26 protein-coding genes are annotated in these 26,497 nt (G+C 72.4%); 20 read left to right on the plus strand and 6 right to left on the minus strand.

Going from position 1 to position 26,497, the window contains the following annotated elements; all coding sequences use genetic code 11:
* Nucleotides 1-125 precede the first annotated feature (125 nt).
* From FB467_RS19025 to FB467_RS11500, 4 genes are read right to left on the minus strand one after another with little or no spacing between them, the layout of a single operon-like run.
* Nucleotides 126-983 carry a 5-oxoprolinase subunit C family protein gene (locus FB467_RS19025; protein WP_141785217.1) on the minus strand — a complete coding sequence of 286 codons (858 nt, stop codon included), beginning with the start codon at nt 981-983 and terminating at the stop codon, nt 126-128.
* A complete protein-coding gene (locus tag FB467_RS19030; RefSeq protein ID WP_141785218.1) occupies nt 980-1,588 on the minus strand; it encodes a 5-oxoprolinase subunit B family protein in 609 nt (202 codons plus the stop codon). The genes FB467_RS19025 and FB467_RS19030 overlap by 4 nt, the downstream gene beginning before the upstream one ends.
* Nucleotides 1,585-2,352, minus strand: a complete 768-nt coding sequence (locus FB467_RS11495; protein ID WP_141785219.1) for a LamB/YcsF family protein — start codon at nt 2,350-2,352, stop codon at nt 1,585-1,587. The genes FB467_RS19030 and FB467_RS11495 overlap by 4 nt, the downstream gene beginning before the upstream one ends.
* Before the next feature lie 25 nt (nt 2,353-2,377).
* A complete protein-coding gene (locus FB467_RS11500) occupies nt 2,378-3,616 on the minus strand; it encodes an NRAMP family divalent metal transporter (RefSeq protein ID WP_141785220.1) in 1,239 nt (412 codons plus the stop codon).
* Between the two features lie 117 nt (nt 3,617-3,733).
* Here FB467_RS11500 and FB467_RS11505 point away from each other — a divergent pair, with 117 nt between their 5' ends.
* From FB467_RS11505 to FB467_RS11560, 12 genes are all read left to right on the plus strand, one after another.
* Nucleotides 3,734-4,423, plus strand: coding sequence for a GntR family transcriptional regulator (locus FB467_RS11505; protein WP_141785221.1), 690 nt, complete (start codon nt 3,734-3,736; stop codon nt 4,421-4,423).
* The gene (locus FB467_RS11510) at nt 4,420-5,220 is read left to right on the plus strand and encodes a putative hydro-lyase (RefSeq protein WP_141785222.1); all 801 of its coding nucleotides are present in this window, start codon (nt 4,420-4,422) and stop codon (nt 5,218-5,220) included. Before FB467_RS11505 ends, FB467_RS11510 begins: the two co-directional genes overlap by 4 nt.
* Nucleotides 5,221-5,277: 57 nt before the next feature.
* Nucleotides 5,278-6,123: a methyltransferase domain-containing protein gene (locus FB467_RS11515; RefSeq protein ID WP_141785223.1), complete on the plus strand. Its 846-nt coding sequence runs from the start codon at nt 5,278-5,280 to the stop codon at nt 6,121-6,123.
* A gap of 39 nt (nt 6,124-6,162) precedes the next feature.
* Complete coding sequence (locus FB467_RS11520) at nt 6,163-8,211, plus strand: MFS transporter (protein ID WP_141785224.1); 2,049 nt, start codon at nt 6,163-6,165, stop codon at nt 8,209-8,211.
* 35 nt (nt 8,212-8,246) lie between these two features.
* Entirely contained in the window at nt 8,247-8,798 is a 552-nt protein-coding gene (locus FB467_RS11525) for a TetR/AcrR family transcriptional regulator (protein WP_170230682.1), read from the plus strand.
* 9 nt (nt 8,799-8,807) lie between these two features.
* Entirely contained in the window at nt 8,808-10,325 is a 1,518-nt protein-coding gene (gene dop / locus FB467_RS11530; RefSeq protein WP_141785226.1) for a depupylase/deamidase Dop, read from the plus strand.
* Nucleotides 10,326-10,388: 63 nt separating this feature from the next.
* Nucleotides 10,389-10,589: a ubiquitin-like protein Pup gene (locus FB467_RS11535; protein WP_141785227.1), complete on the plus strand. Its 201-nt coding sequence runs from the start codon at nt 10,389-10,391 to the stop codon at nt 10,587-10,589.
* Nucleotides 10,586-11,410, plus strand: a complete 825-nt coding sequence (gene prcB, locus FB467_RS11540) for a proteasome subunit beta (RefSeq protein WP_141785228.1) — start codon at nt 10,586-10,588, stop codon at nt 11,408-11,410. The genes FB467_RS11535 and prcB overlap by 4 nt, the downstream gene beginning before the upstream one ends.
* Nucleotides 11,407-12,258: a proteasome subunit alpha gene (gene prcA, locus FB467_RS11545; protein WP_141785229.1), complete on the plus strand. Its 852-nt coding sequence runs from the start codon at nt 11,407-11,409 to the stop codon at nt 12,256-12,258. Before prcB ends, prcA begins: the two co-directional genes overlap by 4 nt.
* Before the next feature lie 37 nt (nt 12,259-12,295).
* On the plus strand, nt 12,296-13,696 hold the full coding sequence (pafA, locus tag FB467_RS11550) for a Pup--protein ligase (RefSeq protein WP_141785230.1): 1,401 nt from the start codon (nt 12,296-12,298) through the stop codon (nt 13,694-13,696).
* Nucleotides 13,697-13,772: 76 nt separating this feature from the next.
* Complete coding sequence (locus FB467_RS11555; protein ID WP_141785231.1) at nt 13,773-14,786, plus strand: FKBP-type peptidyl-prolyl cis-trans isomerase; 1,014 nt, start codon at nt 13,773-13,775, stop codon at nt 14,784-14,786.
* An 83-nt stretch (nt 14,787-14,869) separates the two neighbouring features.
* Nucleotides 14,870-15,247, plus strand: a complete 378-nt coding sequence (locus FB467_RS11560) for an FKBP-type peptidyl-prolyl cis-trans isomerase (protein WP_141785232.1) — start codon at nt 14,870-14,872, stop codon at nt 15,245-15,247.
* Nucleotides 15,248-15,305: 58 nt separating this feature from the next.
* Here the strand turns inward: FB467_RS11560 and FB467_RS11565 are convergent, their stop codons facing one another.
* Together FB467_RS11565 and FB467_RS11570 are read right to left on the minus strand one after the other, a co-directional pair.
* Entirely contained in the window at nt 15,306-16,367 is a 1,062-nt protein-coding gene (locus FB467_RS11565; RefSeq protein ID WP_170230512.1) for an IS110 family RNA-guided transposase, read from the minus strand.
* A 349-nt stretch (nt 16,368-16,716) separates the two neighbouring features.
* Nucleotides 16,717-17,871: a DUF3866 family protein gene (locus FB467_RS11570; protein ID WP_141785233.1), complete on the minus strand. Its 1,155-nt coding sequence runs from the start codon at nt 17,869-17,871 to the stop codon at nt 16,717-16,719.
* A 54-nt stretch (nt 17,872-17,925) separates the two neighbouring features.
* On the opposite strand from FB467_RS11570, the gene FB467_RS11575 reads away from it, so the two are divergent.
* The 8 genes from FB467_RS11575 to FB467_RS11610 all read left to right on the plus strand — a co-directional run bounded on the left by FB467_RS11575 (nt 17,926) and on the right by FB467_RS11610 (nt 26,493).
* Nucleotides 17,926-19,038 carry a helix-turn-helix transcriptional regulator gene (locus FB467_RS11575; RefSeq protein ID WP_141785234.1) on the plus strand — a complete coding sequence of 371 codons (1,113 nt, stop codon included), beginning with the start codon at nt 17,926-17,928 and terminating at the stop codon, nt 19,036-19,038.
* Complete coding sequence (locus tag FB467_RS11580) at nt 19,035-20,051, plus strand: helix-turn-helix transcriptional regulator (protein ID WP_228393256.1); 1,017 nt, start codon at nt 19,035-19,037, stop codon at nt 20,049-20,051. Before FB467_RS11575 ends, FB467_RS11580 begins: the two co-directional genes overlap by 4 nt.
* A 78-nt stretch (nt 20,052-20,129) precedes the next feature.
* The gene (gene tatA / locus FB467_RS11585; RefSeq protein WP_141785235.1) at nt 20,130-20,420 is read left to right on the plus strand and encodes a Sec-independent protein translocase subunit TatA; all 291 of its coding nucleotides are present in this window, start codon (nt 20,130-20,132) and stop codon (nt 20,418-20,420) included.
* 31 nt (nt 20,421-20,451) lie between these two features.
* The gene (gene tatC / locus FB467_RS11590) at nt 20,452-21,264 is read left to right on the plus strand and encodes a twin-arginine translocase subunit TatC (RefSeq protein ID WP_244932743.1); all 813 of its coding nucleotides are present in this window, start codon (nt 20,452-20,454) and stop codon (nt 21,262-21,264) included.
* Nucleotides 21,261-22,151 (plus strand): diacylglycerol/lipid kinase family protein, encoded by an 891-nt coding sequence (locus tag FB467_RS11595; protein WP_170230685.1) that lies wholly within the window; start codon nt 21,261-21,263, stop codon nt 22,149-22,151. The genes tatC and FB467_RS11595 overlap by 4 nt, the downstream gene beginning before the upstream one ends.
* 14 nt (nt 22,152-22,165) lie before the next feature.
* Nucleotides 22,166-25,027, plus strand: coding sequence for a DEAD/DEAH box helicase (locus FB467_RS11600; protein ID WP_141785238.1), 2,862 nt, complete (start codon nt 22,166-22,168; stop codon nt 25,025-25,027).
* A 73-nt stretch (nt 25,028-25,100) separates the two neighbouring features.
* A complete protein-coding gene (locus FB467_RS11605; protein ID WP_141785239.1) occupies nt 25,101-25,889 on the plus strand; it encodes an SAM-dependent methyltransferase in 789 nt (262 codons plus the stop codon).
* A 58-nt stretch (nt 25,890-25,947) separates the two neighbouring features.
* A complete protein-coding gene (locus FB467_RS11610) occupies nt 25,948-26,493 on the plus strand; it encodes a PH domain-containing protein (RefSeq protein WP_141785240.1) in 546 nt (181 codons plus the stop codon).
* Nucleotides 26,494-26,497 lie beyond the last annotated feature (4 nt).

The following is a 26,497-nucleotide window of genomic DNA, read 5'->3' on the forward strand; positions in this document are numbered from 1 at the left end:
GGGTGACTGCCCCACAGGGCGGGGCAGTCACCCATGGCTCGAGTGGACCTGGTGTGCGTGTGGACCCCGTGAATCCGCTCGCGCTCTGCCGGCGACACGCCGCGCAGCCGGTCGCGGGCCGGCCGTCAGCGCTGCCGGGTGGCGCTGAACCGCAGCTCCTGGCCGGGGCGGAGCTGGGCGCACCGGTCCACGTCGAGGTCGTCGACGTACCCGATGACCGGATAGCCACCGGTGACCGGGTGGTCGGCCAGGAACAGGACCGGAAGTCCGGAGGGCGGCACCTGGAGCGCTCCGCGGAGCATGCCCTCGCTGACCAGCTCGCCCTCGCGCAGGCGGGTGAGCGGGTCGCCGTCCAGACGCACGCCGACCCGGTTGGACTCGCTGGTGGCGGTGTAGACCTGCCCGGTCAGCTCCTGCCAGCCCGCGTCACCGAACCAGTCGTAGCGGGGCCCGGGGGTGACCCGGACGGTGAGGCGGCCCGCGTCGGGTTCGGGCACCGGGGCCACGTCCACGCCGGGGTGCGGCCGGGCCGGGTCGCCCACCGGGAGCTCGTCCCCGGGCCCGGGCTTCGGGGGGCCGAGACCGGACAGTACGTCCGTGGCCCGGGAGCCCAGCACCGGGTCGACGTCGATGCCGCCGCGGACGGCCAGGTAGGTGCGGAGCCCGGCGGCGGGGGTGCCCAGCGAGAGCCGTTCGCCCGGGGACAGGGTGAACGGCGCCAGGTGCGGCGCACCCGGACACCTGGCACCGGCGGTGGCCAGGACCAGCGGCTCGTCGGCCTCCAGGACGAGGCCGCCGAAGGTGACCTCGAGGGTGGCGAGCGTGGGGTGGTTGCCCACCAGGGCGTTGGCCAGCCGGTGGCTGGCCCGGTCGCAGGCGCCGGACCGGCCGATCCCCAGCGCGCTCTGCCCGGGGCGGCCGAAGTCCTGCACGGTCGTCAGCGGCCCGGTCTCCAGCACGCGAAGGGTGCGTGCGGTCGTCATGACGCCTCCACGAAGCGGACCCGGGCCCCCGGGACCAGCAGCGCCGGAGGATCACGGTCCAGGTCGAAGACGTCGACCTCCGCGTGCCCGATCAACTGCCACCCGCCGGGGGACTCCCGCGGGTAGACGCCGGTGAACGCGCCGGCCAGGGCCAGCGAGCCGGCCGGCACCTTGGTGCGGGGGGTGGAACGACGGGGGATGTCCCAGTCGTGCCGGGAACCGGTGAGGTAACCGAAGCCGGGCGCGAAGCCGCAGAAGGCGACCGTCCACTCCTCCTCCCGGTGCCGCTCCACCAGTTCCGGCACGGTGAGCCCCAGGGTGTCGGCGAGGTCGCCCAGGTCCTCCCCGTCGTAGCGGACCGGCACCTCGACCGGACGGGTCTCGGTGCGCCGGTGGGACGCGGGCGGCACGCGCCGGAGCCGGTGCCCGAGGGCCGACAGGTCCGTGTCGCGGTCGGTGACGACCAGGATCGTCGCCCCCGCAGGGACGAGGTCGAGCACGCCCGGCAGGTCCGCCTCGCGCAGCGCGGCGTAGTGCGCGAGGACCTCGTCCAGGTCGGCGAACTCTAGGAGCAGGCCGTGCGCCCCGCTGGGTAGGACCTTCATCCGACCCGGGTGAACGGGGAGAGGCCGACCCCGGCGCCCTCTAGGGCCGACCGGAGGGACCGGGCGATGGCAACCGCGCCGGGGGTGTCGCCGTGCACGCAGATGGAGTCGGGCTGCAGGGTCAACGGGTCGCCGTTGATGTCCTGGATCGGCTCCCCGGTGGCCATCGCGATGCACCGTCGGCCGATCTCCTCGGGATCGTGCAGCACGGCGCCCGGCTCCTTGCGGGACACCAGGTGTCCCTCCGGGGTGTAGGCACGGTCGGCGAACGCCTCGTGGGCGACGGGCAGTCCTGCCTCCTGCGCCAGCCGGAGCACGGCCGAGCCGGGCAGCCCCATCAGGGTGAGGCCCGGGTCGAAGTCCTTGACCGCGGCCACGACGGCGGCTGCCTGGGACTCGTGGGTGACGATCGCGTTGTAGAGCCCGCCGTGCGGCTTCACGTAGCTGACCGTCCCGCCGGCGAGGCGGGCGATCCCGGCCAGTGCCGCGATCTGGTAGGTCACCTCGTCGCGCAGCGTGGCCGCGTCGACGTCGATGAACCGGCGGCCGAAACCGGCCAGGTCGCGGTAGGCCACGTGGGCCCCGATGGCCACCCCGATGCGGGTGGCGTGCTCGCTGACCCGCCGCATGATGCTGGGGTCCCCGGCGTGGTAGCCGCAGGCCACGTTGGCGCTGGTGACGATGTCGAGCAGTGCGTCGTCATCGCCCATGCCCCAACTGCCCAGCCCCTCGCCGAGGTCGGAGTTCAGGTCGACGGTCCTCATGGTGTCCTCCCAGTGGTCGATGCGGTCATCCGGTGATCAGCGCGATGGCCGGCTTCACCGAGTTGGCGGCCAGGTAGATCGTCAGCACCCATGCTGCCGTGCCGAGCGCGGCGAGCCACACCGGGTAGCGGTAGCCGGCCAACAGGTCCCTGCGGCGCCAGGCGACCCACATGATCACCCCGATGCCCACCGGCATCAGGATGCCGTTGAAGGCGCCGGCGAAGACCAGGAGCTGGACAGGGGCGGCGCCGATCACCAGGAAGAGCACGGTGGACAGCGCGATGAAGCCGATGACGAGCAGGTTGGTGGTGCGCCGGGAGGTCTTCGCACTGGAGGTGAGGAAGGTGACCGTGGTGTAGGAGCAGCCGATCACGCTGGTCAGCGCGGCGGCGGCGAAGATGATCCCGAACATCCGGTAGCCCACCGCCCCGGCCGCGGCCTGGAAGGCCGAGGCGGCCTGGCTCTCGGGGTCCAGACTCGCCCCGCTGTGCACGACGCCCAGGATCGCCAGGAACAGGATGACCCGCATCACGCCGGTCACCAGGATGCCGATGACCGCGCTCCTACTGAGCTCGGAGATCCGGTCCGGGCCGGTGACCCCCGCGTCGACGAGCCGGTGGGCACCGGCGTAGATGATGTAGCCGCCGATGGTGCCGCCGATCAGGGTGGTGATGGCCAGGAAGCTGATCTCGTCCGGGAGCACCGAGTTCTTCAGCGCGGTGCCGACCGGCGGGGAGGAGGTCGCCGCGACGTAGGCGGTGAGACCGATCATCAGGGCACCGAGCACGACGACGACCCGGTCCATGGCCATGCCCGCCCGCTTGGACAGGAAGATCGCGACGGCTGCCAGCGCCAGTACCGTGCCCCCGACCTTGGCGTCCACCCCGACCATGATGTTGGCGCCCAGTCCCGCGCCGCTGACGTTGCCGATGTTGAACACCAGGCCGCCGATGAACAGGAGCGCGGCCATCACGAAGCCAAGACCCGGCACGACGATGTTGCCCAGCTCCTGGATGCGGCGGCCGGAGATCCCGATCACCCGCCACACATTGGTCTGGATCGCGATGTCCACCAGGATCGAGATCACGATGGCGAACGCGAACGCGGCGCCGAGCTCGACCGTGAAGCTGGTGGTCTGGGTGATGAAGCCCGGGCCGATCGAGGAGGTGGCCATCAGGAAGATGGCGCCCAGGAGGGTGCCTCTGCCGGTGGGGATGGCCGCCTTCGTGCCGGAGCTGGGGGCGGTGGTGTCGTGCTCGGCCATGGGCACCTCTTCCTTGAGTTGCGGTCCGGGGAGGTCCGCGTTGCAGACCGACGGTAGCGATTGTTGAACAATCTGTCCAGGGTTGTTCAACAATTCTTTCCCGGGCATGATGGGGGCGTGACCCCGACGACCGCCACCGACGCAGCCCCGACCGCACGCCGCGGTGCTGGGCAGGCCGTGCGCGCGGCCGCCGAGCTCAGCGAGTGGGTCACCGAGGGCCGGCTGCCGCCGGGGACCCGGCTGTCGGAGGAACGGCTGGTCACCGAGCTGGGCATCTCCCGGAACACGCTGCGGGAGGCCTTCCGGGTGCTGGCCCACGACGGGCTGCTGGTCCACCGGTTCAACCGGGGGACCTTCGTGGCCGAGCTCACCGGCGCAGACGTCCGCGACGTCTACCGGATCCGCAGGCTCCTGGAGCCGACCGTGGTCCGGGCCCTCGTGCCGGCCGACGCGGACCGGCTCGGGGCGCTCCGGGCCGCCGTCGAGGAGGCGGACGAGGCGGTCGCGGAGCTGCGCTGGTCCGACGTCGGCACCGCCAACATGCACTTCCACCGCGGCCTCGTCGCGCTGGCCGGGAGCCCGCGGCTGGATGCCACGATGCGCCGGCTCGCCGCCGAGCTCCGGCTGGTGTTCGCGGTCATCGACGACCCGCGCCGCCTCTACGAGCCGTTCGTGGAGCGCAACCGTCACCTCTACGAGATGTTGGTCGACGGGCAGTATGCCGAGGCGGGGGACTACCTGGAGGCCTACCTGGCCGACTCCGAGGACGCGATCCTGCGCGCCTTCGAGGAAGGATCCCGCCGATGAGCCAGACCCAAGGGGCAGCACCCGTGCTGTCCACGCCCTCGGCCGCCCGCGCCGCATACCGGTCCGGTCTCGTCGCCCCGACCAGCGGGCACGCGCCGGGTCACACCCAGGCCAACCTGGTCATCCTGCCGCAGGACTGGGCCTGGGACATGCTGCTCTTCGGGCAGCGCAACCCCCGGCCGGTGCCCCTGCTGGACGTCACCGACGCGGGGTCGCCGCACACCGACCTCGCCCCCGGCGCCGACCTGCGCACCGACCTGCCGCTCTACCGCGTCTGGCGCGACGGCGAGTTGGTCGAGGAGGTGCCGGAGATCACCGGCCTCTGGCGCGAGGACCTGGTCGCCTTCCTCATCGGGTGCTCCTTCAGCTTCGAGCAGGCGCTGCTGGACGCCAGCGTCCCGGTTCGCAACATCGAACAGGGCCGGAACGTCGCGATGTACCGGACGAACCGTCAGTGCCGCCCGGCCGGGCGCCTGTCCGGCGAGCTGGTGGTCTCGATGCGTCCGGTCCCGGGGGACCTGGTCCCGGTCGCGGTGCAGGTCACCGGGCGGATGCCGCAGGTGCACGGTGCCCCGGTCCACGTCGGCGCGCCGGAGGGGTTGGGCATCGCGGACCTGGACCGGCCCGACTTCGGCGAGTCGATCCAGGCCCAGGACGGCGACGTGCCGGTCTTCTGGGCCTGCGGCGTCACCCCGCAGGCCGCACTGATGGCCTCCCGTCCGCCCTTCGCGATCACCCATGCGCCGGGCCACATGTTCGTCACGGACGCACCGGACTCGGCCTACCGCCTGCCCTAGGCGGACGACAATGTATCTTGACGTCAAGATACATTGTCGATTCGAGAGGACCGGCCGATGCCGACCTGGGATCCCGAGCAGTACGTCCGTTTCGCCGACCACCGGGACCGCCCCTTCCACGACCTCGTGGCCCGGGTCGGTGCCGGCCGGGAGGAGGTGGAGGCGGTGGTCGACCTGGGCTGCGGGCCCGGGACGCTCACCGCGTCGTTGCTGCCACGCTGGCCGCACGCCCGGGTAGTCGGGGTCGACTCCTCGGCCGAGATGATCGGGCGCGCCAGGGACCTGGTGCGGGACCGGGGGACCGACCGGCTCTCCTTCCTGCACCAGGACCTGCGGGACTGGATCGCGGGTGCCGACTCCTCGGCATACGACGTCATCGTGACCAACGCGACCCTGCAGTGGGTGCCGGACCACCTGGACCTGCTGCCCGACCTGGTGGACCTGCTGCGGCCGGGTGGCTGGTTCGCCGTGCAGATCCCCGGCAACCACGACGCGCCGTTGCACGCCCTGTTGCGGGAGGTGGCCCGCACCGAACCGTATGCCGAGCACGCTGCCGCGGCGTCGGACCGGTTCAGCCTCCCCGGGCCGGGGGACTACCTCACCGCACTGTCGGCCCTGGGGTGCAGCGTGGACGCGTGGGAGACCACCTACTACCAGGTCCTGCAGGGGGAGGACCCGGTCTACGAGTGGATCAGCGGCACGGGTGCCCGGCCGGTGCTGCAGGCCCTGCCGGACGACCTGCGCCCTCGGTTCGTCGCCGAGTACCAGGAGCGGTTGCGGGCCGCCTACCCGGCCCAGCCGTTCGGCACCGTCCTGCCGTTCCGGCGGGTCTTCGCGGTGGCCCGGCGCGGTGCGGTGGAGCACGGATCACACCCCGCCCCGGAGGGCACCAGGGACCGCTAGACTCCGGGTGAACAATCGTTCACCGCCCCTAGGAGGATCGTGCCCAGGTCCGCCCCACCGAGCGAGGCCGTCTCCCCGTCAGGCAGCCAGCCCACCGGACGCAAACAACCGTCGACGGCGCTGGTCATCACCGTGCTCGCGCTGTGCGGCACCCTGGTCTCGTTGCAGCAGACCCTGGTGCTGCCGCTCCTGCCGGACTTCCCGGAGATCCTGAACACCTCCAGCGACAACGCCAGCTGGCTGGTGACCGTCACCCTCCTCACCGCGGCGGTCGGCACCCCGATCGTCTCGCGCCTGGCCGACATGTTCGGCAAGCGGCTGATGATGGTGGTCTGCCTGGTCACCGTCATCCTCGGCTCGCTGATCGCCGCGCTCAGCCCGTCGTTGCCCCTGGTCCTCACCGGGCGGGGGCTCACCGGCTTCGGCGCGTGCCTGGTGCCGGTCGGGATCAGCATCATGCGGGACCACCTGCCGGCCGAGCGGGTGGGGTCCGGCGTGGCCCTGATGAGTGCCACCCTCGGGATCGGCGGCGCCGTCGGTATGCCGTTGGCCGGCGTCATCTACGAGGGCCTGGACTGGCACGCCCTGTTCTGGGTGTCCGGGGCGTTCGCGGTCCTCATGCTGGCCCTGGTCGTCTGGGTCGTGCCGGAGTCGACGGTGCGAACCCGCGGACGTTTCGACTACCTCGGGGCGGTGCTGCTGTCGGCCGCGCTCTCCAGCCTGCTCCTGGCGATCTCCAAGGCCGGGAGCTGGGGCTGGACCTCCGAGCGCACCATCGTGCTGCTGGTCCTGGCGGTGCTGATCCTGTCGGCGTGGGTCCCGTGGGAGCTGCGCTCGGGGCAGCCGCTGGTCGACATCCGCACCTCGACCCGGCGGACCGTGCTGTTGACGAACGCCGCGTCGATCCTGATCGGGTTCGCGATGTTCACAAACTTCCTGACCAGCGCCCAGCAGGTGCAGATGCCGGCGGCGACCGGCTACGGCTTCGGGCTCTCCGTGGTGGAGACCGGCCTGGCCATGTTGCCCGGCGGCATCCTGATGGTGGCGATGTCCCCGGTCGCGGCCTGGCTGATCCGGCGGTTCGGCGCGCGGGAGATGCTGATGGCCGGTGCGCTGGTGATCGGCGTCGGCTTCGTGCTGCGCGTCTTCCTGCACAGCCGCCTGCTGGACGTCCTCGTGGCCTCCGCCGTCGGGTCGCTGGGCACCGCCCTGGCCTTCGCCGCCATGCCGATCCTGATCATGCGCTCGGTCCCGATCACCGAGACCGCCTCGGCCAACGGCCTGAACACCCTGCTCCGCTCGATCGGCACGTCCACCGCCAGCGCCACCGTGGCCGCCGTCTTCGCCGCGTCCGTGATCGACGTCGAGGGCGCACCGGTGCCCAGCATCGAGGGCTACCAGCTGGTCTTCTGGCTCGGCACGGCGGCGGCGCTGGGTGGGGCCACGATCGCCGCCTTCATCCGGCGGCACGTCCCGGTGGCCGCCCGTGAGGCCCAACCGGCGGACGAGCGGGTGTCCGTCGAGCGGGCCGAGGTCAAGCCCGAGGGCACCGAGCACGAACTGATCGTCCGCGGTCTGGTCACCGGGCGGTCCGACAAGCCGATCAAGCAGGCGGTCGTGACCGTGCTGCACCCCGACGGACGGCACATCGACTGGGGACGCACCGACAACCACGGGGCGTTCGCGCTGGCGCTGCCGGGGTCGGGCCGCTACCTCGTCGTCGCCTCGGCCGACGGGTGGGCGCCCCAGTCGGGCCTGGTGGACCTGGGCGAGGAGGAGATCGAACCGATCCGGATGGTGCGCCGGCTGACCCTGACGGGGCTGGTCACGGACGACGGGGTGCCGCTGCCGGGCGTGATGCTCTCGCTGATCCGGCACAGCGGCGAGTACGTCGCCACTGCGCACGCCGACGACGAGGGCCGCTACGAGATCGGGCTGCCCCCACCCGGGCGCTACGTCCTGACCGTCGTCGAGCCGGTGAACACCCGGACCCGGTCGCGGGCCGTGCAGGTCGGGTCCACCTCCAGCACCCTGGACATCGACCTGCTCACCGGCGTCCCGCCGCACCCGGAGCGAGCGGCCCTGTGAGCGTGCCGGAGCAGCCGGGGGAAGGGCCTCCCGCGGTGTCGGGCACCCGCGAGCAGGTCCTCCAGGTGGCCCGGAGGCTGTTCGGGGAGCGCGGCTACGGTGCGGTCACCATCCGGGAGATCGCGGCGGAGGCGGGCGTGTCGGCCGCCCTGGTGATGAAGGTGGGGGGCTCCAAGGAGCAGCTGCACGCCGACGCGACCCCGCTGGAGCCGGTCCCGCTGGAGCCGGACGTCCCGTTCGGGGACATGGGGGAACTGCTGGTCCGCCGGATGCTGACCCGGCGGGAGGAGGAGGTCGCCGAGCCGTGGCTGCGGGCGCTCTACCTGGTGGCCGACGCCCCGGACCCGACGGCCGCGCGGGCCGACTTCCGGGCCAGGTTCCTGGCCCGGTTCGACGAGGCCGCGGACCGTAACCCCGGGGGCGCGCACCGGGTGGACCTGCTGGCCTGTCTCATGGTGGGCCTGGCGGCCGGGACCAGGACCTTCCGGCTGCTGCCGCCCGACGCGACCGACCTCGACCGGGTGGTGCGGGAGTACGGGCGCTTCGCCCAGGACCTCATCGACGGGATCGTCGGACCGGCCACCTAGGCTAGAGCCATGACTGTGCGCCGGGTGATGGGTCTGGAGACCGAGTTCGGGATCACCGCCCAGGGCGAGCCCCAGGCCAACCCGATCCTGCTCTCCGGGCAGGCGGTGCGGGCATACGTGCTCTCCGCCGGTCCCGGCCGGGCGCTGCCGACCGGCTCGGGCTGGGACTACGCCGACGAGACGCCGTTGCGCGACGCCCGCGGCTACGAGATGGCCCGCGCGCTGGCGGACGTCAGCCAGCTGACCGACGAGGACGACCCGACGACCGCCAACTCGGTGCTCTCCAACGGGGCCCGCCTCTACGTCGACCACGCCCACCCGGAGTACTCCTCGCCCGAGGTGCTCACCCCGCGCGACGCGGTGACCTGGGACCGGGCCGGTGAGCTGGTGATGCGGCAGGCCTGCGAGGCGCTGGCCGCGCAGGGCCGGAAGCTGCGCATCTACAAGAACAACGTCGACGGCAAGGGCGCCTCCTACGGCTACCACGAGAACTACCTGATGCCCCGGGAGATCCCCTTCCTGCGGATCGCCCGGGCGCTGATCCCGTTCTTCGTCGCCCGCCAGGTGGTCTGTGGCGCCGGCCGGGTCGGCATCGGGACGAGCTCGCAGGAGCCCGGCTTCCAGATCAGCCAGCGGGCCGACTACATGGAGACCGACATCGGCCTGGAGACGACGCTGAAGCGGCCCATCGTGAACACCCGGGACGAGCCGCACTCCGCCGCCGAGAAGTACCGCCGGCTGCACGTCATCGTCGGCGACGCGAACCTGGCCGACACCTCCACCCTGCTCAAGGTGGGCATGACCAGCCTGGTCCTCGGTCTCATCGAGCAGGACCGGGCGCCGGACCTCGAGCTGGCCGACCCGGTGGCCGCGATCCGCACCTTCTCCCGGGACACCACGCTGCGGGCGACCGTCCCCACCACCGACGGCCGACAGGTGCGCGCGCTGGACATCCTCGCGGCCTACCGGGAGGCCGTGGCGGGTGTGGCGGCCGACGAGGCCCCCGGCTGGGAGCCGGACCCGGACACCACCGAGGTGCTGGACCTCTGGGACGACGTCACCGCCCGGCTGGGCCGGGACCCGATGGACCTGGCCGGCGAGCTGGACTGGGTGGCCAAGCTGTCGCTGCTGCAGGCCTACCGCGACCGGGGCGGGCTGGAGTGGGGCGACCCCACGCTGGCCGCGATCGACATCCAGTATGCCGACCTCGACCCGTCCCGCGGGTTCGGCGTGCGGATGCGCGACAGCGGCCGGCTGCGGTCGCTGGTGGACGCCGCCGCCGTGGAGACCGCCGTGCACACCCCGCCGGAGGACACCCGCGCCTTCTTCCGCGGCAGCTGCGTCAGCCGCTACCCGGAGGAGATCCGGGCGGCCTCCTGGGACTCGGTCGTCTTCGCGGTGGGCGACCGGGGGCTGCGCCGGGTGAGCCTGCCCGAGCCGTTGCTCGGCACCCGGAAGGACACCGGCGAGCTGCTGGAGACGCACGCGGGCGCGGCCGCACTCCTGGAGGCCCTGCGCACACGTTAGGGTCGACCCACCGGGCGGAGACGCCGGGTGACACACGGTGAGCACCACGGAGAGGACGAGGTCATGGCCGGTCAGGAGCAACAGCGCAGGCCCGAGCGTCGCGAGGACGCCGACACCCCACCCGAGCCCACCCCCGCGGTGCCGCAGGCGGCGGACCAGAAGCGGGACGCCGAGGTCGACGACCTGCTGGCCGAGATCGACGGCGTGCTGGAGACCAACGCCGAGGAGTTCGTGCACGGCTTCGTGCAGAAGGGTGGCCAGTGACCGGGCGTGCCGAGTCCCAGCTGCCGGCCAGCTTCCGCAGCGCGGGCAGTAGCTCCTTCACCGAGTTCCTCGGGGCGCACGCACCGCACCTGCTGCCCGGTGGACGGCCGGCAGTGGGAGAGGGTGCCGTGCCGGCGCCGCACGGGACCACCATCATCGCGCTGACCTTTACCGACGGCGTCGTCGTCGCCGGTGACCGGCGCGCCACGATGGGCAGCTTTATCGCCAACCGGGACATGCAGAAGGTGTTCACCGCGGACGAGTACTCCGCGGTCGGGATCGCCGGCACCGCCGGGGTCGCGATCGAGATCGTCAAGCTGTTCCAGGTCGAGTTGGAGCACTACGAGAAGATCGAGGGCACCCTGCTGTCGCTGGAAGGCAAGGCCAACCGGTTGGCGGCGATGATCCGCGGCAACCTCGGCGGCGCCATGCAGGGGCTGTCCGTCCTCCCGCTGTTCGCCGGCTACGACCTGGGCCGGGAGGAGGGGCGGATCTTCTCCTACGACGTGACCGGCGGTTGTTACGAGGAGCAGCGGCACCACAGCATCGGGTCCGGCTCGCTCTTCGCCCGCGGCTCGCTGAAGAAGCTCTGGCACCCTGGGATGGACGAGGAGTCGACCGTGTCGGTCGCCGTGGAGGCGCTCTACGACGCCGCGGACGACGACTCGGCCACCGGCGGTCCCGACGCGGCCCGGCAGATCTTCCCCACCTGCGCCGTGGTCACCGCGGCCGGCGTGCGCTTCGTGGCGGACGACATACTGGAACAGCAGGTCGCGGCCCTGGTCGAGCGCCGCCGCGGCAACCCCGGAGGTGCCCGATGAACTTCCCGATGTACGTCTCGCCCGAGCAGTTGATGAAGGACCGGGCGGACTTCGCCCGCAAGGGGATCGCCCGCGGCCGCTCGGGGCTGGTGCTGGGCTACGCCAACGGCATCGCGTTCGTGACCGAGAACCCGTCGCGCACGCTGCACAAGGTCTCCGAGATCTACGACCGGATCGCCTTCGCGGCGGTCGGCAAGTACAACGAGTTCGAGAACCTGCGGGTCGCCGGGATCCGGTATGCCGACCTGCGCGGCTACTCCTACGACCGCAGCGACGTGTCGGCGCGCGGGCTGGCCAACGCCTACGCGCAGACGCTGGGCACCGTCTTCATCCAGGAGTCCAAACCGTACGAGGTGGAGATCGTCGTGGCCCAGGTCGGGGCCGAGCCGGACGGGGACCAGTTGTACCGGCTGACCTACGACGGGTCGGTGACCGAGGAGCGCGGCTTCGTCGCGATGGGCGGGGCGAGCGAGGCCCTCACCACGACGCTGCGCGAGCGGTGGCAGCCCGGCCTGGCGCTCGATGCCGTGCTGCACCTGGGCGTCGACCTGCTCAGCGTGGACCAGGAGGGCGAACGGCGCGAGATCGGCCCGGAGCACCTGGAGGTGGCGGTGCTGGACCGGCGCCGCCCGCGGCGGGCGTTCCGACGGATCAGCGGTCCACTGCTCGAGGCGCTGCTGGAGCGCGGCGGCCCGACCACGGACATCCCCACGCAGGACGACGCCCGCCCCGGCCCCCACGACACGCTGACCGGTGAGGACCTGCGGCCCGCGGGCACCGAACCGGCCGGCGAGGGGCTGCCGACCAGCAACCCGCAGACCCAGCAGGACGCACCGGAAGACTCCTGAGCACGGGCGGGCAGGACCCACCGCTTAGGGTGAGGCCATGGAACGCCGGATCTTCGGGATCGAGACCGAGTTCGGTGTCCACTGTGCCTTCACGGGGGAGCGGAGGCTGGCCCCGGATGAAGTCGCCCGCTACCTGTTCCGCAAGGTGGTCAGTTGGGGCCGCTCCAGCAACGTCTTCCTGGGCAACGGGTCGCGCCTCTACCTGGACGTGGGGTCCCACCCGGAGTACGCCACGGCCGAGTGCGACGACCTGGACGAGTTGGTCGCCCACGACAAGGCCGGCGAGACGATCCTGCACGACCTGGCGCTGGACGCCGAGCAGCGGATGGCCGACGAGGGGATCTCGGCGCGGGTCTACGTACTGAAGAACAACGTGGACTCCCGGGGCAACTCCTACGGCTGCCACGAGAACTACCTGATCCGCCGGCAGGGCGAGCTGAGCCGGATCACCGACACGCTCATCCCGTTCCTGATCACCCGCCAGCTGATCGCGGGTGCCGGGCGGCTGCACGTCACCGGTGACCACGCGGTCTACCTGATCAGCCAGCGCGCCGACCACATCTGGGACGGGCTGAGCTCGGCCACCACCCGGTCCCGCCCGATCATCAACACCCGCGACGAGCCGCACGCCGACGCCGAGCGGTTCCGCCGGCTGCACGTCATCGTGGGCGACTCCACGATGAGCCAGACCACCACGCGGCTCAAGGTCGCCAGCACGGACCTGGTGCTGAAGATGATCGAGGCCGGCACCCCGCTGGGCGACTATGCCCTGGACAACCCGATCCGCGCGATCCGCGACATTTCCCGGGACCTGGAGGGACGGCATACCCTCGCGTTGTCCAACGGGCGCACCATGACGGCCGTGGAGATGCAGACCGAGTTCCTGGCCAGGGTGAGTCGGTACGCGCGGTCCTCCGGGCTGGCCGAGCGCGAGCCCTACCGGTCGGTGCTGGACCTGTGGGAGCGGACCCTGCGGGCGATCGAGACCCAGGACTTCTCGCTGGTCGACACCGAGGTCGAGTGGGTGATGAAGCTGCGCACGCTGCGCGAGTATGCCGAGGCGCACGACCTGCCGATGACGCACCCGCGCGTGCAGCAGCTGGACCTGGCCTGGCACGACATCCACCCCACGCGGGGGCTGTTCAGCATCCTGACCCGGCGCGGTCGGGCGGCCACGGTCGTGGGTCCGGAGCGGATCGAGACAGCGACGCACACCGCGCCGCAGACGACCCGGGCCAAGCTGCGCGGCGACTTCGTGCGGGCAGCCCAGGAGCACCGGCGCGACTTCAGCGTCGACTGGGTGCACCTGAAGCTCAACGACGCCGCCCAGCGGACCGTGCTGTGCAAGGACCCGTTCGTCAGCGAGGACCACCGGATCACCGACCTGATCGACTCGATCCGCAGCGGAACGCGACCGGGATCACACCGCCTGATCTGAGCCGCTCAGCAGGCTCCCAGGCACGCCGGGTTACCCTGGGGTGTTCCCAACGACCTGCGACAGACAAGGATGGCGCGTGCGCTCTCCCACACTCCGGCTGCTCAGCGTGGCCCTGGCCACCGGGCTGCTCCTGACCGCCTGCGGCGACGGTGACGGCGACGGCACCGATACCGACCAGAGCACGGCCACCGCCGGCGACGACGCCGCCGCGACCTCGATCGCCCCGCGGGGCGATCTCGCCGACGTGGCGCTGGAGGAGGTCGACGGTGCCCCGGCCCTGACCCTGGGCGGGACCGTGTTCGCCGAGGGCGATGTCCCCTTCTCCGCCGCCGAGACCGCCGTGCAGGAGGTGAGTGCCGGGGAGGGCGAGGAGATCACCGCCGAGCACCACGTCCGGGTCCGCTACATCATGGTCAATGGCACGAGTGGCGAGGAGATCGTCAACTCGGTGGCCGACGACCAGGAGGTCACCTTCGACCTGTCCCAGGAGACCCTGCTGCCGGGGTTGAAGAACGCCCTGGTCGGCACGGCTCCCGGCGCCGAGGTGATCACCGCGATGACCCCGGCCGACGCGTTCGGCGAGGGCGGGCAGCCCGACCTCGGGGTGACCGGGGCCGACACCCTCATCGCCTACATCGAGGTCGTGTCCGCACACGTGCCGCTGAGCCAGGCCGAGGGCACCGACGTGGACCCCGTCGAGGGCCTGCCGACCGTGGAGGCCGACGGGACCACCCCGGCGCAGGTCACCATCCCCGACGGTGAGGACCCCCCGACCGACCTGGTCGTCCAGCCGCTCATCGAGGGCGAGGGCGCCGAGGTGCAGGCGGGGCAGCAGCTCACCGTGCACTACACCGGTGTGAAGTGGAGCGACGGCGAGCAGTTCGACTCCTCGCTGGAGCGCGGCGAGCCGTTCGCCTTCCAGGTCGGGGCCGGTCAGGTCATCACGGGCTGGGACGAGGGCCTGGTCGGCCAGAAGGTCGGCAGCCGGGTGCTGCTCGTCATCCCGCCGGACCAGGCCTACGGCGACGACGACCCGAACCTCGGCGGCGAGACCCTGGTTTTCGTCGTCGACATCCTGGACGCCGACTGACGCCCTCACCCACAGCAGGCGCGGCACGCCGACCGGCGTGACCGCATACGAGAACCACGACCGCACCACAAGGAGCACCGCGGATGAGCGAGAAGACCAAGCCCGAGATCGACTTCCCCGGCGACAACCCGCCCGGCGAGCTGGTGATCGAGGACATCGTCGTCGGTGACGGCGCCGAGGCCACGGCCGGCAGCACCGTCCTGGCGCACTACGTCGGCGTTGCCTGGTCCACCGGCGAGGAGTTCGACGCCTCCTGGAACCGCGGCGAGCCGCTGGCCTTCCGGGCCGGTGTCGGCCAGGTCATCCAGGGCTGGGACCAGGGCATCCTGGGCATGAAGGTCGGCGGCCGGCGCAAGCTGACCATCCCGCCGCACCTGGGCTACGGCGACCGCGGCGCCGGCGGTGCCATCAAGGGCGGCGAGACGCTGATCTTCGTGGTCGACCTGGAGGACGTGCGCTAGTCCGCCTCCGGAAGGCTCGGCGGAGACTGCAGGATTATCGGGACGCTCCTATGGACCGTCAAGGCCTGATCGGGCCTGCTTCGAGCAGGCGGTAGAGATCGCGAGCGATGTAGCGCTTGAGGCAGCGTGTGATTTCGCGGTTGGTCTTGCCCTCGGCGGTGCGACGGGTGACGTATTCGCGGGTGGTTTGGTCGTAGTGGATGCGGGAGAGCGCGATGGTGTGCAGTGCCCGGTTGAGCTGTCGGTCGCCGTACCGGTTGAGGCGGTGTCGGGTGGTGACCTGGCCGCTGTTGGCCGGGATCGGGGCTACGCCGGCGAGCATCGCGAAGGCGGCCTCGGAGTGGATCCGGCCTGGGTGGGACCAGGCGCACAGCACGGTCGCGGCCACGATCGGCCCGACACCGGGCTGGGCCAGGACGTCGGGGCGCCAGGCCAGCACGATCGCCCGGATGGCGTTCTCGTGCTCGGCGGCCTCCTTCGACAGGGCACGTGCCCGCCGGGCCAGGGCGCGCAAGGTCCTGACGGTCGTAGTGGTCTCCAGGTCCCACGTTGAGTTCAGACGCATTTTCGCCGCGGTCCTGATCATCGCCGGGACCTTCTGGCCGCGGAACCGCTCGCGGATCGGCTCGGGCGCGGCGATGAGGAGGCTGAACAGCTGGCGTTGGGCGTCGGTGGAGGCGTTGACTGCGGACCGGCGCGCGGCCAGCAGCACCGAGAGCGCCTGGCGGTCCCCGCCACTGCGCGGGGTGCCGAGCTTCGCGCGGGACAGTGCTTCGCGGGCGGCGCGGATCGCGTCGAGCGGGTCGGACTTGGCGCCGTTACGTCGCTTAGCGCGTTCGGGACGGTCGAGCTCGACCACGACCTCCTGGTTGCGCTCGAGGTGCCGGGTCAGGCCGGCGCCGTGCCCGCCGGTGCCTTCGATCGCCCACGCCCGCAGTGCTGCGTGCTCGTTAGCGAACTCCACCAGTCGGGCATAGCCGTCGGTCGTGGCTTCGACGGTGATCTCCTCAAGCACACCGCCGGTCCGCGCGTCGACCACGGCCGCTGAGTGAGTCTGGACGTGGGTGTCGACGCCGATGACGGTATCGACGACGTCACGTAGATCGGTCACACTGGTCATGCGTTCTCTCCTTGCCTGGGAGCGGATGTGGTTCCGGTCCGGGGCGGAGACTCGGCAGGACTGTGATGAGACACGACCGGTGCGTGAACACCGGACGGTCAAGCTCCTGATCAGGCCAACTGCTCCGACCGGGCCGGGGCCGGCAACCCCAAGCGGACAAGTCCCGAGAAAGGCACAAAGCCAGTCACCCGAAGGGTCACACTCACGGTCACCGACCAACAGCCCAGCACCATCAGGCTGCAAAGGGAATCCTCACAGTCACCCGATAATCCTGCTCTTCGTTGCAGAACCTTCCCGGTCGATGGCGTCAGGTTCCGGGGTGAAGCCACCGGCCGACGCGCCGGCGCCATCAGCCCCGCAGGTCGATCCGGTCGAGCACCGCGGCGGCGTGACGGCCCGCGGCCGCGGCAGCCAGGAAGGCGGCCGGGTCGTCCTCGAGCCCGCGGCCCATCGTGGAGAGCCGGACGGGGCAGTCCCGCAGCGCCTCCATCAGGCCGGCGGGGTCCACCTCGTGCCGGCGCAGCTGCGGCGCGTCGCCCACGAGCTCGGCGGCCTGCACGGTCACCATCTCGGCCAGTTCGTCCGGCACGCCCGGCTGGCCCCGCAGGTCGGGCACCGGCAGGTCGGCGAACCGCGCCAGCACCCTCCCGTATGCCGTGAGGCTGTGGTGGGAGATGCCGCGGTGCCGCGCGCGGGGGTCGGCTCCCGACACGCGGAGCGTGGCGATGCCGTGGCCCCCCACGACGGCGGCGGCGTTCAGGGCCTCGCCCGCCGCGACCCCGGAGAAGCCCCAGCGGGTGCCGGTCCCCAGGTTGCCCGGACCCTGGGTGACGATCGCGACGTCGGCGTCGGCGACCAACCGGGCGGTCAGCAGCCCGGTGTGCACCGTGACCGCCTCGAAGTCCCCGCCGTAGCTCTGCCCGGTCGTGACGACGGCCTCCAGCCACCCGTGCTCGCGCAGCTGCGCAGCCGTCCGGGAGAAGGCGGCAGGCAGGGCGCCCCCGTCGGTCATCACGTAGACCGCCCTCGCGCCGGGGTTGCTCGCCCGTAGCCCCGCCAGGATCGCCGGCAGGCTCGAGTGCAGGTCGGCCGCGACGACGGGCATCCCGTCGATGTTGTCCGCCTCCTCCAGCACCGCGTGGTGCGGGCTGTCCTGTTCGTCCGCGCCGAGGACCACCGCCTGCAAGGGGGTGTAGCGCGCCTTCACCAGGTGGCCGACCTCCGTGGGCGCCACGTCCGGGAGGCGCCCGAGCACGGCAACGACCAGGGCCAGGCCGCCGGTGCCGAGGTCCTTCGCCAGGGCGTTGCAGTTCAGCAGGACCCGGTCGCCGACCACCACCTCACCCAGCAGGTCGGCATACACCACCCCGCGGACCCGGCCACCGGCCGAGGTTCCCGGGGCACCCGCCGGCGACCCGCCGTCGGTCAGCGCCACCTCGACCTCCGCGGCCGAACCCCAGCGGGGCCCGACGGCGACGACTTCTCCCTCTCGCCACTGGATCACACGCCGACGATAACCACCCGGGCTGGAGGGGTGCGGTCGGGTAGCGTCGGGGCCATGGCCCGCAGCACCCCCGCATCCACCAAGACCGAGCGCTTGCTCAACCTGGTGATCGCCCTGCTCTACACCCGGCAGCCGATGAGCAAGGCACGCATCCGCAAGGCGGTGCCGCAGTATGCCGACAGCAGCGACGAGGCGTTCGACCGGATGTTTGAGCGGGACAAGGACGAGCTGCGCGACCTGGGCATCCCGTTGCGCACCGAGACGATCGACCCGCTGTTCGACGACGAACCCGGCTACCGGATCGACCGCCGCGAGTACGCACTGCCGGAGATCGAGTTCGCCACAGACGAGCTCGCCGTGATCGGCCTGGCCAGCCGCGCCTGGTCGCAGGCCAGCCTCGCCGGGGCGGCGGCCCAGGCGCTGCGCAAGTTGGAGACCGACGGCCTGACCAGGGACGATGCCTCGGTGGCCGGCTTCGAGCCGCTGCTGCACACCAGCGCCCCGGCGTTCGAGCCGGTCCGGAACGCGGTGCTGAACCGGCAGCCGATCACCTTCGACTACCGGGGCAGCGGGGGAGCGGGGGTCACGAGCCGGCAGGTCCAGCCGTGGGTGCTGACCGCCTGGCACGGCCACTGGTACCTCACCGGCCACGACCTGGGGCGCGAGGCGCCGCGGATGTTCCGGGTCGACCGGATCGTCGGGGCCGTCCGCACGCAGGGCCGGCCCGGTGGCTACCAAGTCCCCGAGGACCACGACCCGCGCGCGATGATCACCTCCAGCAGCTCGTCGGCCCCGGTGACCGGCACGGTCGCGGTGCGCAAGGGCGCCGGCCACACGCTGCGCCGGCGGGCGACCGGGGTCACCGAGGTCGACGACCGGTGGGACAGGCTCACCGTCGAGGCCGATACCGGGTGGGGTCTGGTCGAGGAGGTCGCCTCCCTCGGGCCGGACGCCCGACTGGTGGAGCCCGCGGAGCTGGCCGAGCGGGTGCGCGAGGCGTTGTATGCCGTGGCGCAGGCCCACGGACCGGCGGGCGAGGCTGGGCCGGCGAGGGGCGCCGGCGAGGGGAGCTTCACCCCGGAACCTGGCGCTTCCGACCGGGAAGGTTCCCTACGAAGCGCAGGATTATCGGGTAACCCGATAATCCGACAGGAGGGCCAGCCGTGAGCAGGACGTTCGAGACGGCGACGGACCGGCTGGGGCGGCTGCTGACGATGGTGCCGTGGCTGCTGACGAGGCAAGGCATCGACATCGGGGAGGCCGCGGTGCAGTTCGGGGTGAGCCAGAAGCAGATCGTCGACGACCTGGAGCTGCTGTTCGTCTGCGGGACGCCGGGGCACATGCCGGACGACCTGATCGAGGCGTCCTGGGAGGACGGGCGGGTCCACCTGGGTAATGCCGACACGATCGCCCGGCCGTTGCGCCTGGGGCGGGACGAGGCGCTGGCGCTCATCGTGGCGCTGCGGGCGCTGGCCGAGGTGCCGGGGATCGAGGAACGGGACGCGATCGACCGGGCGCTGGCCAAGCTGGAGCAGGCCTCCGGCGAGGCGGGGCAGGCGTCGGCGCAGGTGCGGATCGACATCGACACCGACGAACACGAGCAACGGGTGCTGGGACTGGTCAGGGACGCCGTGGAGCGCTGGCGCCGGGTGCACCTGTGCTACCTGGTGGCCTCCCGCGACGAGAGCACCGAGCGCGACGTGGACCCCATGCGGGTGCTCTCGATCGACGGACGCTGGTACCTGGAGGCCTGGTGCCACCGGGCCGAGGACGTCCGGATGTTCCGGCTGGACCGGGTGCAGGAGGCCACGGTCCTCGACGTCGACGGCACCCCACCGGTGCAGGCGCGGCCCCGGGAGGTCACCTCCGGGGTCTTCCAGGCCTCGCCCGAGGACGTCGTCGTCGAGCTGGAGCTGGCCCCGCGCGCCGCCTGGGTGGCCGAGAACTTCCCGGTCGAGAGCGCCGAGCACCGCGACGACGGGTCGGCCCGGGTGGTGCTGCGCGCCGCCGACCCGGCCTGGGTGGTCCGGCTGGTCTGGCGCCTCGGCGGCGCGGCCACCGTCCTCGCACCGCCCTCCCTGGTGGAGACCATCCGGCAGGGTGCGGCCGCGGCCCTCGACGGCTACCCGGACGGGCCGGCCGCGGCCGGGCAACCCACGACCGGGCCAGCCGGGGAATAGACTGGTCCGCGGGCGGGAGCAGCCCGCCGTGACCGGCACGACCACACAGTTCACGCACCACCCGACGAAAGGCCCTCCGTGTTCGCCAGACTCTTCGACAGTCCCTGGTCGATCGTCGTCATCGTCCTGGTGATCGTGGTGCTCTTCGGCTGGAAGCGCCTGCCCGACGCCGCCCGCAGCCTGGGCCGGTCGATGCGCATCTTCAAGTCCGAGGTGCAGCAGATGACCGACAAGGACGACAACCCGAGCGCCGCGAGCCAGGACACCGTCCGGGGCGAGACCGCCCGGGAGGACCACCGCACCGAGCGTCCGGCGGACGGCGCCGCGAACGGCCAGAACCCTCCGGGCGACGACCCGCACCGGTCCTGAGCCCCGACCTGTCCGCACCACCTGATCGCCCGTGCCGTCGCTGCGCCGACCCCGCCACCCCGAGGGGCGGATGTCGCTGGCCGACCACTTCCGCGAGCTGCGCAACCGCGCCTTCATCGCGGCGTTGGCGGTGCTGGTGTGCGCGGTGCTCGGGTGGATCTACTACCAGGACCTGTTCGACGTCATCCTCCGGCCGCTGCTGGAGGTCCGGGACGAGCGCGGTGACGCCCTCGTCAACATCAACTTCGGCGGGAGCATCACCCAGCCGTTCTCGGTCCGGCTGACGGTCTCGATCTTCGTCGGGGTCGTCCTGGCCTCCCCGGTCTGGATCTGGCAGATCTGGGGCTTCCTGCTCCCCGGCCTGCGCCCCCGCGAGAAGCGGATCGCGCTGGCCTACTTCCTGGTCTCGGTGCCACTCTTCTTCGCCGGCTGCGCGCTGGCCGCGTGGGCGCTGCCGCAGACCGTCGCGGTGCTGCTGTCCTTCACCCCCACGGGTGCGGCCAACCTGCAGGACGCGATGGTCTACCTGCACTTCATCCTCTACTTCATCGTCGCCTTCGGGATCGCCTTCCTGCTCCCGGTGATCATGGTCGGGCTCAACTCGCTGCGGGTGCTGCCGGTGCGCATCATGATCAAGGGCTGGCGGATCGCCCTGGTCGGGATCCTGATCTTCGCCGCGCTGGTCACCCCCGACCCCAGCGCCTGGACGATGATCGCCCTGTCCATCCCGATGTTCGCGCTCTACTGGTGCGCGGTCGCGGTCTCGGCGCTCCTGGAGCGCCGCCGCAGGAAGCGGGACCCCGACTGGCTGGCCACCCCCGACGACCAGGCGAGCGCGCTGTGACCCGGTATGCCGTGCTCCGGGGGCATCGCTCCGGCCGGGGGCGGGCCGGGGAACGCGGGGTGGCGGTCGCCGAGGCGCTGCGCGCCGCCGGGCAACAGGTCCACGAGCTCGCGGCGGACACGGCCGACGCCGCCCGCGAGGCCTGCCGGGTCGCGGTGCAGGAGGGGGTCCAGGTCCTCGTGGTGGTCGGCGGGGACGGGGCCGTGGGACTGGCGGCCGGGGCCTGCCGGGGCACCGGGACGGCGCTGGGCATCGTGCCCGCCGGCACGGGCAACGACAACGCCCGGTCCCTCGGCATACCGCTCCGGACGGAGGCGGCGATCTCCACCCTGCTGCACGACGCGCGGCGCCCCGTCGACCTGATCGAGGTGGCACCCACCGGCCGGGTGGTCCTGGGGTCGGTGCCCACGGCACTGGACGCCCGCATCGCGCTCCGGGCCACGACGCTTCCCAAGTGGCTCGGTCCGACCGTCTACGCGGCGGCCACGCTGCCCGAGTTGCGCCACCTCCGGCCCCAGCCCTACCGGCTGGAGCTGGACGGCGTGCCCTGGGAGACCGAGGCCCTGGTGGTGGCCGCGTGCAACATGCCGGTCTACGGCGGCGGGATGCGGATCGCCCCGGACGCGGACCCCACCGACGGACTGCTGGACGTCGTCGTCATCGGCCGGGTGGGTGCGCGGCAGGCGCTGGGCCTGCTCACCGGTGTCTTCGCCGGCCGACACGTCGGCCACCCCTCGGTGCAGGTGCGGCGCGCCGCCACGGTCCGGGTCGAGGGACCGGAACTGGTCGTCCTGGGGGACGGCGACCCCATCGGGCCGCTGCCGGTGACCTGCACGACGCTGCCCGGGGCGGTGCAGGTCGTGGTCCCGCCGGGGGCCGTCTCCTGACGTAGCCTGGGGACATGTCCACCCCCGCCGAGCGGTATGCCGCTGCCCAGCGCCGGTCCCGCGCGCGGGCAGGGCCGGTGGGCCGGTTCCGGGCCGGGCTGGGCTTCGAGCTCGACGACTTCCAGGTGGAGGCGATCCAGGCGGTCGCCGACGGCAAGGGGGTGCTCGTCGCGGCACCGACCGGGGCCGGCAAGACGATCGTGGGCGAGTTCGCCGTGGCCCTCGCCCTGGAGACCGGTCGCAAGGCCTTCTACACCACCCCGATCAAGGCGCTGTCCAACCAGAAGTACCACGACCTGGTCGCCCTGCACGGCGCCGAGAACGTCGGGCTGCTCACCGGGGACTCCTCGGTCAACGGGGAGGCACCGGTGGTCGTGATGACCACCGAGGTGCTGCGCAACATGATGTATGCCGGGAGCCACACCCTGCGCGGGCTCGGCTACGTGGTGATGGACGAGGTGCACTACCTGGCCGACCGGTTCCGGGGCGCCGTCTGGGAGGAGGTCATCATCCACCTGCCGGAGTCGGTGCAGGTGGTCTCCCTGTCGGCGACGGTGAGCAATGCCGAGGAGTTCGGCGACTGGCTGCGCGAGGTGCGGGGCAACACCGACGTCATCGTCTCGGAGGTGCGCCCCGTCCCGCTGTGGCAGCACATGATGGTGGGCAAGGAACTGCTGGACCTCTTCGTCACCGACGGCGGGGGGCAGTTGGTCGCGGACCCGACCGGCCCGCGGTCCGACACCAGGATCAACCCCGAGTTGCGGGAGCGGATCCACGCGTCCCGGCGCTCCGACCAGCCCTGGCGCCGGGAGGACCACGGCGGCCCGCGCGGGCGGCGCGGCAAACCGCGCGGCCGGGACCGCGGCCGCGTCGAGGAGGGGCGTCCCGCGCGGGGGAGCCTGCCAGGGGGTGGTGCGAGCCGGTCGGAGGTCATCGAACGGCTCGATCGCGAGGGGCTGCTCCCGGCGATCACGTTCATCTTCAGTAGGGCCGGGTGCACCGCGGCCGTCCAGCAGTTGCTCGGCCGGGGGACCCGGCTGGTGCCCGAGGACGAGGGGCGTCGGATCCGCCGCACCGTCGAGGAGCGGGTGGGTGCCTCGGTGGCCGACGCCGACCTCGGGGTGCTGGGCTACCACGAGTTCGTGGAGGGGCTCTCCCGCGGGTTCGCCGCGCACCACGCGGGGATGCTGCCGTTGTTCCGCGAGATCGTCGAGGAGTTGTTCACCGCCGGTCGGATCCGCGCGGTGTTCGCCACGGAGACGCTGGCCTTGGGCATCAACATGCCGGCCCGCACCGTGGTGCTGGAGCGGCTGGTGAAGTTCAACGGCGAGGAGCACGCCCCCGTCACCCCGGCCGAGTACACCCAGCTCACTGGCCGCGCGGGTCGTCGCGGCATCGACGTCGAGGGGCACGCCGTCGTCCTGTGCCGCCGCGGCGTCGACCCGGCCGAGGTCGCCGGGCTGGCCTCCACCCGGACCTACCCGCTGCGTTCCTCGTTCCGGCCGACCTACAACATGGCGGTCAACCTGGTCGCCCAGTTCGGCCGGGACCGGGCGCACGAGCTGCTGCAGTCCTCGTTCGCCCAGTTCCAGGCCGACCGGGCCGTGGTCGGGCTGGCCACCGAGGTGCGCCGCAACGAGGAGGCCTTGTCCGGCTACGCCGAGTCGATGCACTGCGACCTGGGCGACTTCCGGGAGTACTCCCGGCTGCGCCGCGAGCTGACCGATGCGGAGAAGGCCGCCGGCCGTGCCCGCAACGCCTCGCGGCGGGCCGAGGTGGCGCTCAGCCTGGAGGAGCTGCGCCCCGGCGAGGTCGTCTCGCTGCCGGCGGGCCGCCGCCGCGGCATGGCGGTGGTGCTGGCGGCCCCGACCAAGCCCGGCCGGGCACCGGAGCCGACCGTGCTGACCGCCGACGGCCAGATGCGCCGGCTCACCGTCAGCGACCTGACCGAGCCGGTCGAGCCGGTCGCGGAGCTGGCGATCCCGCGCCACTTCAACCCACGCAACACCAAGTCCCGCAAGGACCTGGCGGCGACGCTGCGCGCCAAGGTTCCGTTCGAGCCCCCGCCCAACCGGCGGCCGGAGCGGGTCCGGGACGGTGCGGCACGACACACCGGGTCGGGGACGGACCGGGAGCAGGAGGAGGCCCAGGCGCGGATCGGGGAGCTGCGCGAACGGCTGCGTGCCCACCCGTGCCACGACTGTCCCGACCGGGAGGACCACGCCCGGTGGGCCGCGCGGTGGTGGAGGCTGCGCCGGGAGACCGACGACCTGAGTCGGCGGGTCGGCACCCGGACCAACACGGTGGCCCGCACGTTCGACCGGATCTGCGCGCTCCTGGAGGAGCTCGGCTACCTGTCCGACGGCGGCACCGTGGTGACCGAGACCGGCCAGCGGCTGCGCCGCATCTACACCGAGAAGGACCTGGTGGCGGCGCAGTGCCTGGCTCAGGGGACCTGGCGGAGGTTGGACGCGCCCGAGTTGGCCGCGGCAGTGTCGATCCTGGTCCACGAGCCGCGCGGGGAGGAGATCAGCGCCCCGAAGCTGCCGACCGGGGAGGTCACCGAGGCCTACCACGAGATGCTCGCGATCTGGTCGCAGCTGACCGAGCGGGAGGCCGACCACCGGTTGCCGTTGGCCGGCGAGCTGGACGCGGGGATCGCCTGGATGGTGCACCGGTGGGCCAGCGGGCGCGGGCTGGAGGAGGTGCTGCGCGACTCCGAGCTGACCGCCGGCGACTTCGTGCGTCGCGCCAAGCAGGTGGTCGACCTGCTCGGCCAGATCACCCAGGCCGCCGACGGGCCGGTGGCCGACACCGCCTCGCGCGCGGCCCAGGCGATGCTGCGCGGGGTCGTCGCCGCTGACCGGCTCGACTGAGTGCACCGGCCCGCCGCCGCGGGCCGCAGCCAAACCACTGGCTCCCCGGAGCGGGCCTCCCTAAGGTCGCCAGATGGCTTCCACCGGCAAGCACCCCTCGACCACCGACCAGCACCCCGGTCCACCGCCCGGGGGGACCGGGGCCCGGCTGATGTTCAACGCCCCCCTGTCGGAGGCCCGGGCCGCCGCCCTGGTCGACGAACTCGCCCGACGCCGGCCGCGCACCGTGCTGGACGTCGGGTGCGGCTGGGCGGAACTGTTGCTGCGGGTGCTGCAGGCGGTCCCGGACGCCCGTGGCGTCGGGGTCGACGTGCACGCCCCCGACATCGCCCGGGCCTCCCGGACCGCGGCCGGGCTCGGGGTGGAGGACCGGGTCGACCTGCGGTGCGGCGATGCGGCGCAGGGCCCCGAGCCCGCAGACCTGGTCCTCAGCATCGGCGCCTACCAGGCCTTCGGCGGCATCGCCGAGGCGTTGACCGCCCTGCACGACCTGGTCCGGCCCGGGGGCCGCCTGCTGTTCGCGGCCGAGTGCTGGACCAGGCCACCGGGTCCGGAGGAACTCGCGGTGATGTGGGAGGGTGCGTCCGCGCAGGACTGCACCGACCTGGCCGGGCTGGTCGAGCAGGCGATCGTCGCCGGGTTCCGACCCGTGGGGGTGTCGACGGCGACGACGGGGGAGTGGGAGGAGTTCGAGTCCGGGTTCCTGGCGGAGCGGGAGGAGTGGCTGGCCGCGCACCCGGGGCACCCTGAGGCACCGTCGGTGCGGCAGTCCCTGGACGAATCCTGGAGGAGTTGGCTGCGGGGTCGCTGGGGCGTGCTCGGCTTCGGCTACCTCACGCTGGTCCCGACGCAGCGCTCGTGACCGGGGTCACGGCACGGACCTGGGCCCCGCCCGGCGCGAACGGTGGCAGGATGCAGGCATGGCGTTGAAAGACAAGCACCTCGCCGAAGGCGAGCAGATCGTGCTGAACATGCGGACGCACTGGAAGGCGCTCGTCGCGCCGATCGCGTTGGCCCTCTTCCTGATCGGTGTGGTCTGGCTGGCCTGGTGGCTGGCCCGGGACAGCGACTGGTCGATGTGGGTGCTGGGGATCGTCGGGGTGCTGGCGCTGCTGGCGGCGGGAGCGTTCGTGCTGATCCCGGTGTGGCGGTGGAACTCCTCGCGCTTCGTGATCACCAACCGTCGGGTCAGCCACCGGTCCGGCATCCTGACCAAGCGCGGCCGGGACATCCCGCTCTACCGGGTGAACGACGTGGCGATCGAGAAGGGGCCGCTGGACCGGGTCCTGGGGTGCGGGACGTTGATCGTGTCCGACGCCACCGACAAGGCGGGGCTGGAGCTGCACGACGTGCCCGACGTCGAGCAGGTGCAGGTGACCCTGCAGAACCTGCTCTACCAGCACGACGATGGCAGCGACGACGGGGAGTTCCCGCCCACCGAGCCGCGCCGGCCTCGGGGCCACTGACCCC

It is taken from the genome of Ornithinicoccus hortensis (assembly GCF_006716185.1).
GTDB classification, from domain to species: domain Bacteria; phylum Actinomycetota; class Actinomycetes; order Actinomycetales; family Dermatophilaceae; genus Ornithinicoccus; species Ornithinicoccus hortensis.